Here is a 15,740-nt window from a genome sequence, read left to right as displayed (position 1 = left end):
TTTTGCGGAGGGAAAACTTTCACATGTGAAAGCCACACATTAAGGTTCATCGCCGTTGATGCAAAAAAACTCAAGCTTTGTATTGACGAAACAAAGTCTCATCAGAGACACTAAGCATCAGCATCATTAGCGATGACGAGATTTTTTTGTGAAATTACACCTGAACCAAATCGCCACTATCAGCGCTGGTTATCCGTTTCGCGGCAAGATCCCTGAGCATCCCGAGGGGAATCTAGCCGTTGTGCAGATGAAAGACTGCTCGTCTGAGTTCGGTGTCGACTGGATAAGCTGTGTGCGCAGTGAGGCAACAGGCAAGAAAGCGCCGGACTGGCTGCAAACCGGGGATATTCTGGTGGCGGCGCGGGGCAACCAAAACTATGCCGTGCTGGTTGATACCCGGCATGCCCCACTGCCAGCTGTAGCGGCCCCCCACTTTTATGTGGTGCGGCCACAATCTGATGCACTGATACCGGAGTTCCTCGCCTGGCAGCTCAATCAGCAGCCCTGCCAGCGTTACTTCGAACTGCATGCCGAAGGCACCCTCACCAAGAGCATTCGCCGTACCGTGCTGGAAGAGGCCCCCATCGCAGTCCCGCCACTCACCAGGCAACACGGTATCATCGCCATGGCCCATACCCTGCGCGAAGAACAGCGGCTGCTAGAAAATCTCATCGAGAACGGCGAGCGCATGATGAATGCCGTAGCCGCAGACTTATTCAACAAGGAGGTAGGGCAATGAACGAGCAGCACGAGTCCTTCGAGGCATTAAAGGTGATCAGCTCAGACGGGATCGAGTTTTGGTCGGCCAGAGCACTGGCACCACTACTGGATTACAAAGACTGGAGAAACTTCCTCAATGTTATCCAGAAAGCCAAACAGGCTTGTGAGAGCAGTGGCCATGCCATTGCAGACCATTTCGTTGATACCACCAAAATGGTTGCTCTGGGCTCAGGCTCACAACGCCCCCTGGATGATATCCAGCTATCCCGATATGCCTGCTACCTGGTGGTACAAAATGGCGATCCATCCAAACCCGTCATCGCAGCAGGGCAAACCTACTTTGCCGTACAGACCCGCCGCCAGGAGCTCGCCGACGACGAAGCCTTCAAGCAACTAAGGGAAGACGAGAAACGCCTATTCCTGCGCAATGAACTGAAAGAGCATAACAAGCAACTGGTCGAAGCGGCACAGCAGGCGGGTGTGGCAACAGGCCTGGATTTCGCCATCTTCCAAAACCACGGTTATCAGGGCCTGTACGGCGGCCTGGACCAAAAGGCCATTCACGCCAAAAAAGGGCTGAAGAAAAGCCAGAAGATCCTGGATCACATGGGCTCCACCGAGCTGGCTGCCAACCTCTTTCGCGCCACCCAAACAGAAGAAAAGCTGCGCCGCGATCAGGTTCAGGGCAAACGCCAGGCCAATGAAACGCACTTCGAGGTTGGCCGAAAGGTACGCCAAACCATAGCCGAGTTGGGGGGCACCATGCCCGAGAACCTGCCCACACCGGACAACAGCATCAAACAAATAGAATCTGCCGCCAAAAAGCTGCAGGACACATCGTCAGAGGATTAAGCAGTGACCGACAAAATCAACCAAGACAGCATTAACAAAGCCCTGTGGGCCGCCTGCGATACCTTCCGTGGCACCATCAGCGCCGACACCTACAAAGACTTCATCCTCACCATGCTGTTTTTGAAGTACATCTCTGATGTATGGCAAGACCACTATGACGAGTACAAAGCCCAGTACGGCGACGAGCCACTGCTCATCGAAGAGATGATGAAAAACGAGCGCTTTGTGCTGCCCAAGCAATCCAGCTTCTACGCCCTGTGGGAGCGCCGCCATGAACCCGGTAACGGCGAGCGCATTGACCAGGCCCTGCACGCCATCGAAGAAGCCAACGGCACTAAACTCAAAGACGCCGGCAAAAGTGTGTTCCAGGACATCAGCTTTAACACCGACAAGCTGGGCGAAGAGAAGCAAAAGAACACCATTTTGCGTCACCTCTTGGAAGACTTCGCCAAGCCGGAACTGAACCTCAAGCCCAGCCGCGTTGGCACCCTGGATGTGATCGGCAACGCCTACGAATATCTCATCAAAAACTTTGCGGCCAGCGGCGGTCAGAAAGCCGGTGAGTTTTATACCCCGCCGGAGGTCTCTGACCTGATTGCCGAGCTGCTGGCTCCAGAACCCGGTATGAGCATTTGTGACCCGGCCTGTGGTTCTGGCTCCCTCTTGATGAAGTGTGGCCGCAAAGTGGTGGCCAACCACGGCAGTAAGCAATACGCCCTCTACGGGCAGGAAGCCATTGGCTCCACCTGGTCACTGGCCAAGATGAACATGTTCCTGCACGGCGAAGACAACCACAAAATCGAATGGGGCGACACCATCCGTAACCCCAAGCTGCTGGACAAAAACGGCGAGCTGATGCTGTTTGATATCGTCACCGCCAACCCGCCGTTCTCGTTGGACAAATGGGGCCATGACGAAGCCGAGCACGACAAGTTCAGCCGCTTTCGCCGGGGCGTACCGCCGAAAACCAAAGGCGACTATGCGTTCATCCTGCACATGATTGAAACCCTCAAACCCAAAAGCGGCCGCATGGCGGTAGTGGTGCCCCACGGCGTGCTGTTCAGGGGTTCAAGCGAAGGTAAAATTCGCCAAAAGCTGATTGACGAGAACCTCCTTGACGCCGTGATTGGCCTGCCGGAAAAGCTGTTCTTCGGCACCGGCATCCCCGCCGCCATCCTGGTGTTCCGTAAAGACAAATTCGACGACAACGTGATGTTTATCGACGCCAGCCGCGACTTTAAGTCGGGCAAAAACCAAAACCAGCTCACCGACGACAACATCAAGAAAATCGTTGCCACCTACAACGGCGGCGCCAATGTCGACAAATACGCCTATGTGGCCAGCCTGAAAGAGATTCAAGAGAACGACTACAACCTCAATATCCCCCGCTATGTCGATACCTTTGAAGAAGAGGAAGAAGTCGACCTGATGGCCGTGCGCGCCGAGCGTGAGCAGCTGAAAGCGCAGCTGACGGAGCTGGAAACCGAGATGGCCAAGTATCTGGAGGAGCTTGGTTATGGCGCGTAGTTTGGCTAAGGACAGCATCCCTGCCGGGTGGAAGTACGACCTGCTAGACAATTTTGCAACCCGCTGTAGCGGTCATACGCCGAGTAAATCTTTTCCCGAGTACTGGGATGGTGGAATTAAATGGATATCCCTTTCAGATAGCTATCGCTTAGACCAAGGGTATGTCTACGAAACCGACAAAGAGATATCTGAAGCAGGAATAGCCAATAGCTCCGCTGAATTACACCCAGTAGAAACTGTCGTTTTATCGCGTGACGCTGGCATAGGAAAAAGTGGCGTAATGGCTGTTCCTATGGCAGTCAGCCAACACTTTATTGCGTGGAAGTGTGATAACACGGAAAAACTAAACAGTTGGTTTCTGTATAACTGGCTTCAGTTGAATAAGGCTGAGTTTGAACGCCAGGCTGTTGGTTCAACTATTAAAACAATTGGATTGCCGTATTTTAAAAAGCTAAAAATCGCGGTTCCTCCATACCCAGAACAAAAGAAAATCGCCCAAATCCTCTCCACCTGGGATAAGGCAATTACCACCACCGAACAACTGCTCGCCAACAGCCAGCAGCAGAAAAAAGCCCTGATGCAACAACTGCTCACCGGTAAAAAACGCCTGCTGGATAAGAATGGGGTTAGGTTTAGTGGGGAGTGGAAGGAATATAACTTGGAAGATGTATTTTCGTTTAAGAAGGGTAAGGGTCTGTCAAAAGCTGACTTATCTGAAGGCGGAACCAACAAATGCATTCTTTACGGTGAGCTATATACCCGATACCCGGAAGTGATAAAAACAGTTCATAGTAGAACAAATCAAAAAGATGGCACACCTTCTGTAAGTGGTGATATTTTAATTCCAAGCTCAACTACAACAAATGGAATAGATTTGGCTAATGCAACAGCCATCCTTGAAGACAATGTTTTACTAGGTGGGGATATCAATATCCTTCGAGCAAAGAAAAATATATCTTCATCATTTTTTTCTCATTTATTAACTCATGTAAAGAAGCATGAGATAGCGTCCCGAGCTCAAGGAATAACAATAATTCATCTATATGGTTCTGATTTAAAGGATATTAAGATATTTTTTCCATCAGAGTTAATCGAACAACAAAAAATCGCCGCCGTACTGTCCACCGCAGATGAGGAAATTACTGCTCTAAAACAGAAGCTCAATGCCTTAAAGCAGGAGAAAAAAGCCCTGATGCAGCAGCTATTGACAGGTAAGCGTCGGGTTCAAATTAATTAAATAGACAAGGAGTGTTTATGTCCGTATCGGAGATGTTTAAAGAGTTTCTCGACAACATCAAGGTTCAGAAATCTGACCAGTTCAAGCAACGCTACGAACAGATTACCAAGGCTTTGAATCTGAAATTCAGAGGGACGGACTCAACCACTGCGAACTCATTGCAGGTTGGTTCCTACGGCCGATATACCGGAATTAAAGGTATATCGGATCTCGATATGGTCTACATCATGCCATCATCAACATGGGATGATTACAAAGACCATAAGCAGTCCAAGCTTCTAACCGACGTAAAGGAAGCTATTAAGTCTCGATATCCCTCTACTGATGTAAAAGTTGATGGGCTGGTTGTTTCTGTGAAATATCAGAGCTTTCACGTAGAAGTTCAGCCGGTATTCGATCGGTATAACTCCGACGGGTCAGGTTACTTTGAATTTCCTCATACCGGAAATGGTGGTAGCTGGAAAAAGACCAAGCCCCGTCAAGAAATGAAAGCTGTCAAAGAGTTAAACGACGAGAAAAATAAAAGTCTTCGCCTGCTGTGCAAGATGGCCAGAGCCTGGAAGAACAAGAGCGGAGCCGCCATGGGAGGTTTACTCATCGATACCCTGGCCTACAACTTCATGAAATCCACGACTGATTATGATGACAAAAGCTACTTGTATTTTGACTGGTTAAGCAGAGATTTCTTTAAATTCCTTGCTGACCAAGATAAAAAAGATCACTACCAGGCTCCCGGCAGTAATCAGGACGTAAAGGTCAAAAAAGACTTCCGAAAAAAAGCCGAAGAAGCCTATGGCCTGTGTATTGAAGCAATAAATGCTGAAGGTACGGCCAAGGCAAATGACAAATGGCGTGAAGTTTACGGAAGCAATTTCCCTAAAGCCGAAGCAGTCAAGGAAGCTGTAGCAAAAGCCTTGGCAACCTGGAGAGATACAGAGGAGTTCATCGAAGATCAATATCCCATTGATGTTCGCTACAACATGCGTCTGGATTGCGACGTTTCACAAAATGGCTTTAGAGAACACACCCTGTATCAGATGCTTTCTCAACGCATCCCCTTGTTAGCAAATAAAAAGCTTTTATTTAGAGTTGAGGATATAGAAGTTCCGCCACCATTCACTCTAAAATGGAAGGTGTTGAACAGAGGTCTGGAAGCACAAAAAAAAGACCAAATCAGAGGGCAAATAGTGACTGATGAAGGGCACATGAGAAGGAATGAGCAAACCTCATTTAAAGGCGAGCATTTTGTTGAGTGTTACGCGATTAAAAATGATGTTGTGGTAGCTCGTGCATCCATTGATGTTCCTATTCAGTGAGGCCTATATGACAAAGTATGACTTGCTTCGAAGCATTGCCCAGAAAGGCTATGACGTAGGGTTTGGTGCCAAGAAGCATTTTGCTTCATATGACATCATTGAAAAAGCGCCGGGACTGATCAGCTTTCTATCAATGGCCTTTGGCATCATTTCTTTGGCGGTAGAAAACTCACCGACTAAATTGATCTCTTCCGGATTTGTCGTGCTAGGGGTGATTGGACTTTATATCAGCATATGTGACCACGAAAAGGCAAAGTATGCGCAATGCGGCGTTTCTTTAACGAAGATTTTTAATGAATTGAAGGCTTTGTACTTGAATGTGAAAGCTATGGATGAACAGGCAGATTTTTCTGATTTTGAAGCAAAACTATCAGAGTTGGAAAGTAAATATTACGACTCCTGTATGAGTAAACAAATTCTCTTGAGCAACTGGTACGCACACTACAAGTTCTTTTGGGAACACCAGATAGACTGGATTGATGAGCAACTGAAGTTCGGACTTTTTAGAGACAAAGTCCCTCTATCGTTGTGGTTTTTGTTGCTCTGTACCCTGAGTGCTCTCGGATACTTTTGGTTCCAGCATGATGTCGTTGAGTTGTTCTGCTCTGCAATGAATAAAGCAGCAGAGGAGTAACCAGTGGATAACGACCTGATCCTCTACACAACCGACGACGGTCAATCCCAGTTGGTACTGCGTGAGCTGGGTGGCCAGGTATGGCTGACCCAACTGGAAATGGCGGAGCTGTACCAAACCAGCAAACAGAATATCAGCAAGCATGTGAAGGGCGTTTTGTCAGACGGGGAGCTGGCTGAAGGGGCAGTTGTCAACTCCAAGTTGACAACTGCCGCTGATGGCAAGGCGTACCTGACCCAGCTTTATGCCCTGCCAATGATCATCGCCGTTGGCTACCGGGTACGCTCTACCCGTGGCACCCAGTTTCGCCAGTGGGCGACCCGCACCCTGGGCGAATACCTGACCAAAGGGTTCGCCATGGATGACGACCGCCTTAAAGACCCTAAATGGGACTATTTCGATGAACTGCTGGAACGCATCCGCGACATACGCTCGTCGGAGAAGCGTTTCTATCAGAAGGTTCGCGACCTGTTGGCGTTATCTGAAGACTACCGGGCAAACGAAAAAGAGACGGGATTATTGTTTGCCGAGGTTCAAAACAAGCTGTTCTATGCCGTAACCGGCCACACCGCAGCGGAGCTTGTTGTTGAGCGTGCAGACCCCTCCAAGCCCAACATGAACCTCACCAGTTTTGCTGGCAATAAGGTGCGCAAGGCCGATGTGGTGGTTGCTAAAAATTACCTGCACGCAGATGAGTTGGAGAGCCTCAATCGCTTGGTCAGCATGTTCTTCGAGTTCGCCGAGTTCAGGGCGAAAAACAAAGCCCATCTTCGCCTGCAAGACTGGCGTGAGTACGTCGACAAGTTTATGGATTTTAATGAACAGCCACTGCTCAACAGCGCCGGGCGCATCAGCCGAAAACAGATGGAACAAATTGCCCACAAACATTACGAGGCTTTCCATTTTCAGCGCAGCAGGCAGGAGGCTTTGGCAGAAGACAAAAAAGAACTCAAGGAGCTGGAAAGGTTAGAGCAACGCCTGAGCGAGAAAAGGAAGCAGACAAAATGACCCAACCCGCCCCCAAATTTCAGGAAGAATACAGTGCCAAGTTACCAGCACTGACGTTGTTGACCAACCTGGGGTGGTCCTTCCTCTCTCCTGAACAAGCCCTGGCAGCCCGTAGTGGCAAGGCCGATGACGTGGTTTTACGCCAGGTGCTGCGCAGTGAACTCCAGAAGCGCACCTTTACCTTTGCTGGCAAAAGCTACCCGCTGTCTGAAAAGGCCATTGATAACCTGATTGCCGAGGTGTGCAGCCCTGCCCTTAATGAGGGCCTGCTCACGGCTAATGAGCGCCTGTACAACCATCTTTTGTATGGCATCTCGGTCACTGAGTTTGTTGATGGAAAAAAGGCCAGCCCGACGGTTGCGCTGATTGACTGGCAAAACCCGGCCAACAACAGCTTTGTGTTTACCGAAGAGTTTACCGTTACCCGCTCTGGCGGCGTCGGCTCTTCATTTCAAGATAAGCGCAGGCCCGACATAGTGTGCTTTGTAAACGGTATTCCTCTGGTGGTGATTGAGGCCAAACGCCCCGATGGCAATGCTAAAAAAGGCCCCACCATTGACGAAGGCATTTCCCAAAGCCTGCGTAACCAACGCCATGACGAAATTCCGCTGCTGTTCGCCTACAGCCAACTGCTGCTGTCTATTAACGGCAATGATGGCCGGTATGGCACCTGTGGCACCCCAGCTAAGTTTTGGGCCGCCTGGCGTGAAGAGGACATCAGTGATGCCCAGATGCACACCACCAAGAACAAAGCGCTCAACGACGCACAGTTGGCAAACCTCTTCAGCCATCGCCCAGCAAAAGACCTGGACTGGTACCAAAGCCTTGTCGCGGGTGGCGAGCTGGCGGTGACCGGGCAAGATCAACTGCTGATTAGCTTGTTAAGCCCTGCCCGACTGTTGGAGATGACCCGTTACTTTACCTTGTTCGATAAAAAGGCCGGCAAAATCGTCGCCCGTTACCAGCAGGTGTTCGGCATCAAGCGACTGATTGAGCGCATCAATACTCGCAGCGTCACTGGGGGGCGCGAAGGCGGTGTGATTTGGCATACCACGGGTTCGGGCAAGTCCTTCACCATGGTGTTTTTAAGTAAGGCGCTGATCCTGCACGAAAGCCTGAAACAATGCCGCATTGTGGTGGTGACCGACCGGGTAGATTTGGAAGACCAGCTCAGCAAAACCTTTGCCTCGGGTGGTGAACTGGCCGGTAAGAAGGACAAAGCCGCCGCCATGGCCACCTCTGGCAAACGCCTGGCCGAACAGATCGGCAAAGGCACTGAGCGGATTGTCTTCTCGCTGATCCAAAAATTTAATACCGCCACCAAACTGCCGGAGTGCGTAAACAACAGCGCAGATGTGATTGTGCTGATTGACGAAGGCCACCGCAGCCAAGGCGGTGAAAACCACATCCGCATGAAGCAGGCGCTGCCCAATGCTGCTTTCGTCGCTTTTACCGGCACCCCGCTGCTAAAAGACGACAAGACCACCAATAAATTTGGCCCCATTGTCCACGCCTATACCATGCAACGCGCCGTGGAAGATAAGACCGTAACGCCATTGCTGTACGAAGAGCGCATTCCCGACTTGGACGTGAATGAACGCGCCATCGACAGCTGGTTTGAACGCATCACCGAGGGGCTTTCAGACGAGCAAAAAGCCGACCTGAAGCGCAAGTTTGCCAAAAAAGGCCAGGTGTATAGCGCGGATGACCGTATCCGCCTGATTGCCCTGGATATCGCCAACCACTTCGTTAAAAACATCGACGACGGCCTAAAGGGCCAACTGGCCTGCGACAGCAAGCTGTCGGCCATCAAATATAAAAAGTACCTGGATGAGGCAGGCTTGTTTGAATCTGCCGTGGTAATGAGCCCCCCGGACAGCCGTGAAGGCAATACCGCCATAGATGAAGCTGCCACGCCGGAAGTGACCCAGTGGTGGAAAGACAACGTTGGCAGCCAGGACGAACAGGCTTACACCAAACATCTGATTGAACGCTTCGACAAAGATGACTCTCTGAAGATCCTTATCGTGGTCGATAAGCTGCTCACCGGCTTCGATGAGCCGAAAAACGCTGTGCTGTACATCGACAAACCGCTGAAAGAGCACAACCTCATTCAGGCGATTGCGCGGGTAAATCGCCTGCATCCGAAGAAGCAGTTTGGCCTGCTCATCGACTATCGCGGCATTCTGGCGGAATTGGATACCACCATCGCCAAGTATCAGGATCTGGCCTCCCGTACCCAGGGCGGTTACGACATCAATGATATTGCTGGCCTCTACAACCAGATGAGTACCGAGTACAAGCGCCTGCCGCAGCTCTATAAGCAGCTCTGGGCCATATTCGATGGCGTCAAAAACAAGAACGATATCGAACAGTTGCGCCAGGTTCTGGTACCCAAAATCGAAGCGCGGGACGATGAGCTGGTCGATGTGCACCTGAAGGTGCGAGAAGACTTTTACGAGGCTCTGACGGCCTTCGCCAGTTGCCTGAAAGTCGCCCTGCAATCGGCCACCTTCTTTGAAGATAAAAGCTTTAGCGATGCCGACCGCCGCCACTACAAAGAAACAGTGAAGCAGTTCTCCAGCCTGCGCCAACTGGTGCAGCAAGATGCTGGCGAAAGAATCGACTACGACGAATACGCCGACCAGGTGAAAAAGCTGCTGGATAAGCATGTGGTGGGTGTACAGGTCAAAGAGCCCGACGGCGTGTATGAAGTGGGCAAGATGGGCCAATCGACGCAGCCACAAGACTGGAGCGAAGATAAAACCCGCAACGAAACCGACATCATCAAAACCCGCGTAACCCGCATGATTGAGCAGGAGCTACGGGATGACCCTTACGCTCAGGAAGCCTTCTCAGCCTTGTTGCGTCAAGCCATTGAGGAAGCCGAAAAGCTGTTTGACCACCCACTGAAACAGTACATGCTGTTCCGTGAGTTTGAAGAGCAAGTACAGGACAGGCGCCTGGGGGACATTCCCGATGTGTTTGCCGGCAATCGCCACGCCCAGGCCTACTTCGGCGTATTCAAGAAAGTGCTGCCAGCCGCCTTGGCGGTGATGGACCAACAAGTGCAGGACAAATGGGTAAAAGTCGCCTTTGAAATCGACCAAGCGGTAGAAACGTCCGTTGCCGAGCACTCCATCAACCCGCAAAACATCGAAGCCGACATCCGCAAGAAGCTACTGCCGCGAATGTTCCAGGAATGCAAAGCCATTGGCGGCGGCATGGACCAGGCCAAGAACATTGTTGAGATGATTGTGCAGATCACCCGTGTGGGTTTGAGCGGACTGTAAGATAGATGAATGTGCCGGTAAAACCTCATAACCAGACCATGCACTTTCGCTACGGCGACGAGCAGATCACCGTTGAGCGAGTAAAGCGCCTGCAAGCCACGGGCAGGGTACTGATTAAGGTGCATCCGGATTGCCGGGTGATCGCATCTGCTCCCGAAGATGCTGACAACGAAGCCGTTCTATCCGCTGTAAAAAAACGGGGCCGGTGGATATATGAGCAGCTGCGTGACTTTCGCAAGCAGCTGGAGTTCACCACTGCGCGCCAGTACATCAGTGGCGAGAGCCACTACTACTTAGGCAAACAATACCTGCTGAAAGTGATAGAGGCCCCGGAACAGGTTCAAAGCGTAAAGCTGCTGCGCGGTAAGCTGGAGGTTTCTGTGCGAACAAAGTCCGCCGACAAGGTTAAAGCCCTGCTGGCTGGCTGGTACAAAGCCCGCGCCAGAGAGCTTTTCGCAAAGCGCCTCGATGCCATGCTGGAGCAGGCACTATGGGTAGAAGAACAGCCACCGCTACGCATACTGACCATGCAAACCCAATGGGGCAGCTGTTCACCCAACGGTCGAATCACACTGAATCCTCACCTGGTTAAAGCTCCGCGTGAATGTATCGACTATGTGATTCTTCATGAGCTTTGCCACATCGCCGAGCACAACCATAGCGATCGCTTCTACCGGCTGATGGGACAAGTGATGCCGGGGTGGGAGAAGACGAAAGCCAGGCTGGATGGGATGGCACATCAGCTGCTCACTGTGTGAAAGAGCAAACCACTATTCCAGATAGATAGGAATCATCGCTCCAGCTTTCCACCCCGCAGCTTGGAGTGGCCAGGGTAGCGGGTTTCCATAGGGAAGCCCGCCCCTAACATTCCAGATAGATAGGAAAGCACCTCTCCAGATTCCAGGGATACGTTCTGAAGCAACATTCCACTATCTGGAAATTGCGCACCAAGATTCCAGATAGATAGTTATGTGGAAGGGAATTGGACAGGGATTGGCCGGGAATGAGGGCGCTGATTCCACTGGTCAATAAGCCACTGGATTCCATAGTTCCAACTTTGTCACCAACGAACAAACTTAATAATTTCAATAAGTTGATTGAACACCAATGCCTTCGGTGCCATGCTGAAATCATGTTCAGTGGTGGAGTAACACGATGGATGCCTTCAGTTGGGGGATGGCGGGCTTATTGGCCTTCTTCACGCTTGTTTTCGTGTGGAGCCTGTATAGCTACAAGACCCATGCAAAAGAGCGGCACCATGAAACCGATCGCTGATATTGGCCTGATGGCGGTGGTGGTACTGGGCTTGATGGCACTGGGCAACACGCTGTTCGCTTGGCTGCTGATCTGCCTGCCACTGGTGTACTGGTGCTGGCCAGTATTAGCGTGGACTACCAAGCGGCCTATCACGGCCAGGCTGCTGCTACTGGCCCTTGCCGCCCTCACCTGCTGGCACTGGCCCGCCGGGCTGTTCACAGCGCTGAGCATCGCACTTATCTGGACAGCGAAAACCCTTAAGGAAACGCCACGCCCACAGCGCACGGGTGGGCCGGTCATCAAAAAGTACTACTTCTGGAACTGACAGCGCGCCTCCTTGGCCACGCTGGCAATAAGGTGCCTTGAGCAGCCAAGCATCTCCTGAATTGCTGAATAGCTGTGGCCTGTCACCAATAGCCTGGCGATGTGCTGACGCTTCTTCTCATCCTTCTGCCGGCCACGGTATTTGCCCTCCTCTTTGGCTTTGGCAATGCCTTGCTGCTGCCGGCGCCGCCTGTCGTCGTAGTCCTTGCGGGCCACAGCGGCCAGCATATCCAACAGCATGCCATTTACAGCCTGCAAGATGGCGCTGGTGAACTCGGAGCCGCTGTCACCCTGTAATGCCACCCAGGAGGTTGGCAGCTCGGGGGAGACGATGGCCAGTTGCTTCTGTGCCAAGCGCGCCTTCAACGTCTGCCAGTCGGCCTGGGTCAAACGGGCAAGGCGGTCAATCTGTTCCACCAGAACAATGTCTCGGGGCCCAGCATCGCGGATAAGCCGCATCAGCTCGGGCCGGGCCAGCGTAGCCCCGGATTCGTTCTCAACATAAAAAGAGGCGATCTGGTGGCCATGCTCCCGGGCAAAGGTCACCAACTGCTCCTTGGCGCGCTCAGCGTCTTGATCGGCAGTGGAGGCTCGCAGATAGGCGCGTGTCATTTTCAGAAGACGACTGCACCAGTTGATTGGGCGTAATGGCTGTTGTGCAGCCAGCTCCTGACAGTTCAATATCAGAAGTGATCTGCACCAATCTCGACTATGCTCAATACTCGTGTGCACCAAAGCGAGGTGAGCATGGCGACGGAGGCTCTGTTGCAAAGATTGGCGGCAGTCAGAGGTAGGCTGTCGCTCTGCGCCGATCAGGCGGCTGCTGCGAAATGGTGGTTGAGCATGCCCATGGCCTCCGTCAGCGCCGAGGGCCCAATGCCAAAAGCTCTCTCCACAAGGCGCACCTCGCCCCTGATGCCGGGCTGCAGGCACCAGGGGCGAGCCTGTCCTTTGCGCAGGGCTCGCATGACTTCGAATCCCTTGATCGTGGCATAGGCCGTGGGGATCGATTTGAAACCGCGCACCGGCTTGATCAGTATCTTGAGCTTTCCGTGATCGGCCTCGATCACGTTATTGAGATACTTCACCTGCCGGTGGGCCGTCTCCCGGTCCAGCTTTCCTTCGCGCTTCAATTCGGTGATCGCTGCACCATAGCTCGGCGCTTTGTCGGTATTGAGCGTGGCAGGCTTTTCCCAGTGCTTCAGGCCTCGCAGGGCCTTGCCCAGGAACCGCTTCGCTGCCTTGGCGCTGCGGGTCGGCGACAGGTAGAAATCGATCGTGTCGCCCCGCTTGTCGACTGCCCGGTACAGGTAGGTCCACTTGCCCCGCACCTTGACGTAGGTTTCATCCAGGCGCCAGCTCGGATCAAAGCCACGCCGCCAGAACCAGCGCAGCCGCTTCTCCATCTCCGGGGCGTAGCACTGGACCCAGCGATAGATCGTCGTATGGTCGACCGAAATGCCGCGTTCCGCCAGCATTTCCTCAAGGTCGCGATAGCTGATCGGATAGCGACAATACCAGCGCACCGCCCACAGGATCACATCACCCTGGAAATGGCGCCACTTGAAATCCGTCATCGTTCCGTCCGTCCAATCTCCGCCAAGCATGCTCAAGCTTCACGATTTTTGCAACAGAGCCATTTCGAGTTCTAGGCGTTCTGCGATGAAGGTTGGATCCCAGCCGGGATTGAAAGTGTCGACGTGGGTGAATCCGAGCCGCTCGTATAGGCCACGCAGGTTCGGGTGGCAGTCGAGCCGCAGCTTGGCGCACCCCTGCGTTCGCGCGGCATGGCGGCAAGCCTCGATCAGCGCGGAGCTGACACCCCGGCCCGCATGTGTCCGTCGCACCGCGAGCTTGTGCAGATATGCGGCCTCCCCCTTGAGGGCGTCGGGCCAGAACTCGGGATCCTCGGCCGACAAGGTGCAACAGCCGACGATGCCGTCGCTGCAACTCGCGACTAGGAGCTCGGATCTCAGGACGAAGGTCTCCGCGAATGTCCGGTCGATCCGCGCGACGTCCCAGGCGGGCGTTCCCTTGGCGGACATCCACGCCGCAGCGTCGTGCATCAGCCGCACAACCTCGTCGATATCACCCGAGCAGGCGACCCGAACGTTCGGAGGCTCCTCGCTGTCCATTCGCTCCCCTGGCGCGGTATGAACCGCCGCCTCATAGTGCAGTTTGATCCTGACGAGCCCAGCATGTCTGCGCCCACCTTCGCGGAACCTGACCAGGGTCCGCTAGCGGGCGGCCGGAAGGTGAATGCTAGGCATGATCTAACCCTCGGTCTCTGGCGTCGCGACTGCGAAATTTCGCGAGGGTTTCCGAGAAGGTGATTGCGCTTCGCAGATCTCCAGGCGCGTGGGTGCGGACGTAGTCAGCGCCATTGCCGATCGCGTGAAGTTCCGCCGCAAGGCTCGCTGGACCCAGATCCTTTACAGGAAGGCCAACGGTGGCGCCCAAGAAGGATTTCCGCGACACCGAGACCAATAGCGGAAGCCCCAACGCCGACTTCAGCTTTTGAAGGTTCGACAGCACGTGCAGCGATGTTTCCGGTGCGGGGCTCAAGAAAAATCCCATCCCCGGATCGAGGATGAGCCGGTCGGCAGCGACCCCGCTCCGTCGCAAGGCGGAAACCCGCGCCTCGAAGAACCGCACAATCTCGTCGAGCGCGTCTTCGGGTCGAAGGTGACCGGTGCGGGTGGCGATGCCATCCCGCTGCGCTGAGTGCATAACCACCAGCCTGCAGTCCGCCTCAGCAATATCGGGATAGAGCGCAGGGTCAGGAAATCCTTGGATATCGTTCAGGTAGCCCACGCCGCGCTTGAGCGCATAGCGCTGGGTTTCCGGTTGGAAGCTGTCGATTGAAACACGGTGCATCTGATCGGACAGGGCGTCTAAGAGCGGCGCAATACGTCTGATCTCATCGGCCGGCGATACAGGCCTCGCGTCCGGATGGCTGGCGGCCGGTCCGACATCCACGACGTCTGATCCGACTCGCAGCATTTCGATCGCCGCGGTGACAGCGCCGGCGGGGTCTAGCCGCCGGCTCTCATCGAAGAAGGAGTCCTCGGTGAGATTCAGAATGCCGAACACCGTCACCATGGCGTCGGCCTCCGCAGCGACTTCCACGATGGGGATCGGGCGAGCAAAAAGGCAGCAATTATGAGCCCCATACCTACAAAGCCCCACGCATCAAGCTTTTGCCCATGAAGCAACCAGGCAATGGCTGTAATTATGACGACGCCGAGTCCCGACCAGACTGCATAAGCAACACCGACAGGGATGGATTTCAGAACCAGAGAAAGAAAATAAAATGCGATGCCATAACCGATTATGACAACGGCGGAAGGGGCAAGCTTAGTAAAGCCCTCGCTAGATTTTAATGCGGATGTTGCGATTACTTCGCCAACTATTGCGATAACAAGAAAAAGCCAGCCTTTCATGATATATCTCCCAATTTGTGTAGGGCTTATTATGCACGCTTAAAAATAATAAAAGCAGACTTGACCTGATAGTTTGGCTGTGAGCAATTATGTGCTTAGTGCATCTAACGCCGAGTTCAGCGGCAGTTT

15 protein-coding genes are annotated in these 15,740 nt (G+C 53.0%); 10 read left to right on the top strand and 5 right to left on the bottom strand.

All coding sequences use genetic code 11. The features are described 5' to 3' along the window. Positions 1 to 148 precede the first annotated feature (148 nt). The 10 genes from MRK42_RS00215 to MRK42_RS00170 all read left to right on the top strand — a co-directional run bounded on the left by MRK42_RS00215 (position 149) and on the right by MRK42_RS00170 (position 12,169). Positions 149 to 739, top strand: a complete 591-nt coding sequence (locus tag MRK42_RS00215; protein ID WP_225510943.1) for a restriction endonuclease subunit S — start codon at positions 149 to 151, stop codon at positions 737 to 739. Then, complete coding sequence (gene dinD / locus MRK42_RS00210) at positions 736 to 1,572, top strand: DNA damage-inducible protein D (RefSeq protein WP_263709897.1); 837 nt, start codon at positions 736 to 738, stop codon at positions 1,570 to 1,572. Before MRK42_RS00215 ends, dinD begins: the two co-directional genes overlap by 4 nt. A gap of 3 nt (positions 1,573 to 1,575) precedes the next feature. Further along, on the top strand, positions 1,576 to 3,099 hold the full coding sequence (locus tag MRK42_RS00205; protein WP_263709896.1) for a type I restriction-modification system subunit M: 1,524 nt from the start codon (positions 1,576 to 1,578) through the stop codon (positions 3,097 to 3,099). Further along, positions 3,089 to 4,336 (top strand): restriction endonuclease subunit S, encoded by a 1,248-nt coding sequence (locus MRK42_RS00200; RefSeq protein WP_263709895.1) that lies wholly within the window; start codon positions 3,089 to 3,091, stop codon positions 4,334 to 4,336. Before MRK42_RS00205 ends, MRK42_RS00200 begins: the two co-directional genes overlap by 11 nt. A gap of 17 nt (positions 4,337 to 4,353) precedes the next feature. Then, positions 4,354 to 5,652, top strand: a complete 1,299-nt coding sequence (locus MRK42_RS00195) for a hypothetical protein (protein WP_263709894.1) — start codon at positions 4,354 to 4,356, stop codon at positions 5,650 to 5,652. A gap of 7 nt (positions 5,653 to 5,659) precedes the next feature. Further along, entirely contained in the window at positions 5,660 to 6,286 is a 627-nt protein-coding gene (locus MRK42_RS00190) for an SLATT domain-containing protein (protein ID WP_263709893.1), read from the top strand. Between the two features lie 3 nt (positions 6,287 to 6,289). Next, the gene (locus tag MRK42_RS00185) at positions 6,290 to 7,294 is read left to right on the top strand and encodes a virulence RhuM family protein (RefSeq protein ID WP_263709892.1); all 1,005 of its coding nucleotides are present in this window, start codon (positions 6,290 to 6,292) and stop codon (positions 7,292 to 7,294) included. Beyond that, positions 7,291 to 10,587, top strand: a complete 3,297-nt coding sequence (locus MRK42_RS00180; RefSeq protein ID WP_263709891.1) for a type I restriction endonuclease subunit R — start codon at positions 7,291 to 7,293, stop codon at positions 10,585 to 10,587. The genes MRK42_RS00185 and MRK42_RS00180 overlap by 4 nt, the downstream gene beginning before the upstream one ends. A gap of 5 nt (positions 10,588 to 10,592) precedes the next feature. Continuing rightward, positions 10,593 to 11,345: a SprT family zinc-dependent metalloprotease gene (locus MRK42_RS00175; RefSeq protein WP_263709890.1), complete on the top strand. Its 753-nt coding sequence runs from the start codon at positions 10,593 to 10,595 to the stop codon at positions 11,343 to 11,345. Between the two features lie 500 nt (positions 11,346 to 11,845). Then, entirely contained in the window at positions 11,846 to 12,169 is a 324-nt protein-coding gene (locus tag MRK42_RS00170; RefSeq protein ID WP_263709888.1) for a hypothetical protein, read from the top strand. Here MRK42_RS00170 and MRK42_RS00165 read toward each other — a convergent pair. The 5 genes from MRK42_RS00165 to MRK42_RS00145 all read right to left on the bottom strand — a co-directional run bounded on the left by MRK42_RS00165 (position 12,154) and on the right by MRK42_RS00145 (position 15,611). Then, entirely contained in the window at positions 12,154 to 12,780 is a 627-nt protein-coding gene (locus tag MRK42_RS00165) for a recombinase family protein (protein ID WP_311060083.1), read from the bottom strand. The genes MRK42_RS00170 and MRK42_RS00165 overlap by 16 nt on opposite strands. Positions 12,781 to 12,980: 200 nt before the next feature. After that, positions 12,981 to 13,745: an IS6-like element IS6100 family transposase gene (locus MRK42_RS00160; RefSeq protein ID WP_001389365.1), complete on the bottom strand. Its 765-nt coding sequence runs from the start codon at positions 13,743 to 13,745 to the stop codon at positions 12,981 to 12,983. Between the two features lie 39 nt (positions 13,746 to 13,784). Next, positions 13,785 to 14,303, bottom strand: coding sequence for a GNAT family N-acetyltransferase (locus tag MRK42_RS00155; RefSeq protein ID WP_023277467.1), 519 nt, complete (start codon positions 14,301 to 14,303; stop codon positions 13,785 to 13,787). 127 nt (positions 14,304 to 14,430) lie between these two features. Beyond that, positions 14,431 to 15,270 carry a sulfonamide-resistant dihydropteroate synthase Sul1 gene (gene sul1 / locus MRK42_RS00150; protein WP_000259031.1) on the bottom strand — a complete coding sequence of 280 codons (840 nt, stop codon included), beginning with the start codon at positions 15,268 to 15,270 and terminating at the stop codon, positions 14,431 to 14,433. Beyond that, positions 15,264 to 15,611, bottom strand: coding sequence for a quaternary ammonium compound efflux SMR transporter QacE delta 1 (locus MRK42_RS00145; RefSeq protein ID WP_000679427.1), 348 nt, complete (start codon positions 15,609 to 15,611; stop codon positions 15,264 to 15,266). Before MRK42_RS00145 ends, sul1 begins: the two co-directional genes overlap by 7 nt. Positions 15,612 to 15,740: the final 129 nt, after the last annotated feature.

The sequence above is a fragment of the Aeromonas sp. 19NY04SH05-1 genome, from assembly GCF_040581895.1.
GTDB classification, from domain to species: Bacteria; Pseudomonadota; Gammaproteobacteria; order Enterobacterales; family Aeromonadaceae; genus Aeromonas; species Aeromonas enteropelogenes.
Note: the sequence above shows the minus strand (reverse complement) of the source record. Positions and strands in the feature narration are given on the sequence as shown.

Coding starts and splice junctions, on each gene's coding strand:
- dinD (WP_263709897.1), top strand. CDS start 736: ATGAACGAGCAGCACGAGTCCTTCGAGGCATTAAAGGTGATCAGCTCA.
- MRK42_RS00200 (WP_263709895.1), top strand. CDS start 3,089: ATGGCGCGTAGTTTGGCTAAGGACAGCATCCCTGCCGGGTGGAAGTAC.
- MRK42_RS00195 (WP_263709894.1), top strand. CDS start 4,354: ATGTCCGTATCGGAGATGTTTAAAGAGTTTCTCGACAACATCAAGGTT.
- MRK42_RS00190 (WP_263709893.1), top strand. CDS start 5,660: ATGACAAAGTATGACTTGCTTCGAAGCATTGCCCAGAAAGGCTATGAC.
- MRK42_RS00180 (WP_263709891.1), top strand. CDS start 7,291: ATGACCCAACCCGCCCCCAAATTTCAGGAAGAATACAGTGCCAAGTTA.
- MRK42_RS00175 (WP_263709890.1), top strand. CDS start 10,593: ATGAATGTGCCGGTAAAACCTCATAACCAGACCATGCACTTTCGCTAC.
- MRK42_RS00170 (WP_263709888.1), top strand. CDS start 11,846: ATGAAACCGATCGCTGATATTGGCCTGATGGCGGTGGTGGTACTGGGC.
- MRK42_RS00165 (WP_311060083.1), bottom strand. CDS start 12,780: ATGACACGCGCCTATCTGCGAGCCTCCACTGCCGATCAAGACGCTGAG.
- MRK42_RS00160 (WP_001389365.1), bottom strand. CDS start 13,745: ATGACGGATTTCAAGTGGCGCCATTTCCAGGGTGATGTGATCCTGTGG.
- MRK42_RS00155 (WP_023277467.1), bottom strand. CDS start 14,303: ATGGACAGCGAGGAGCCTCCGAACGTTCGGGTCGCCTGCTCGGGTGAT.
- sul1 (WP_000259031.1), bottom strand. CDS start 15,270: ATGGTGACGGTGTTCGGCATTCTGAATCTCACCGAGGACTCCTTCTTC.
- MRK42_RS00145 (WP_000679427.1), bottom strand. CDS start 15,611: ATGAAAGGCTGGCTTTTTCTTGTTATCGCAATAGTTGGCGAAGTAATC.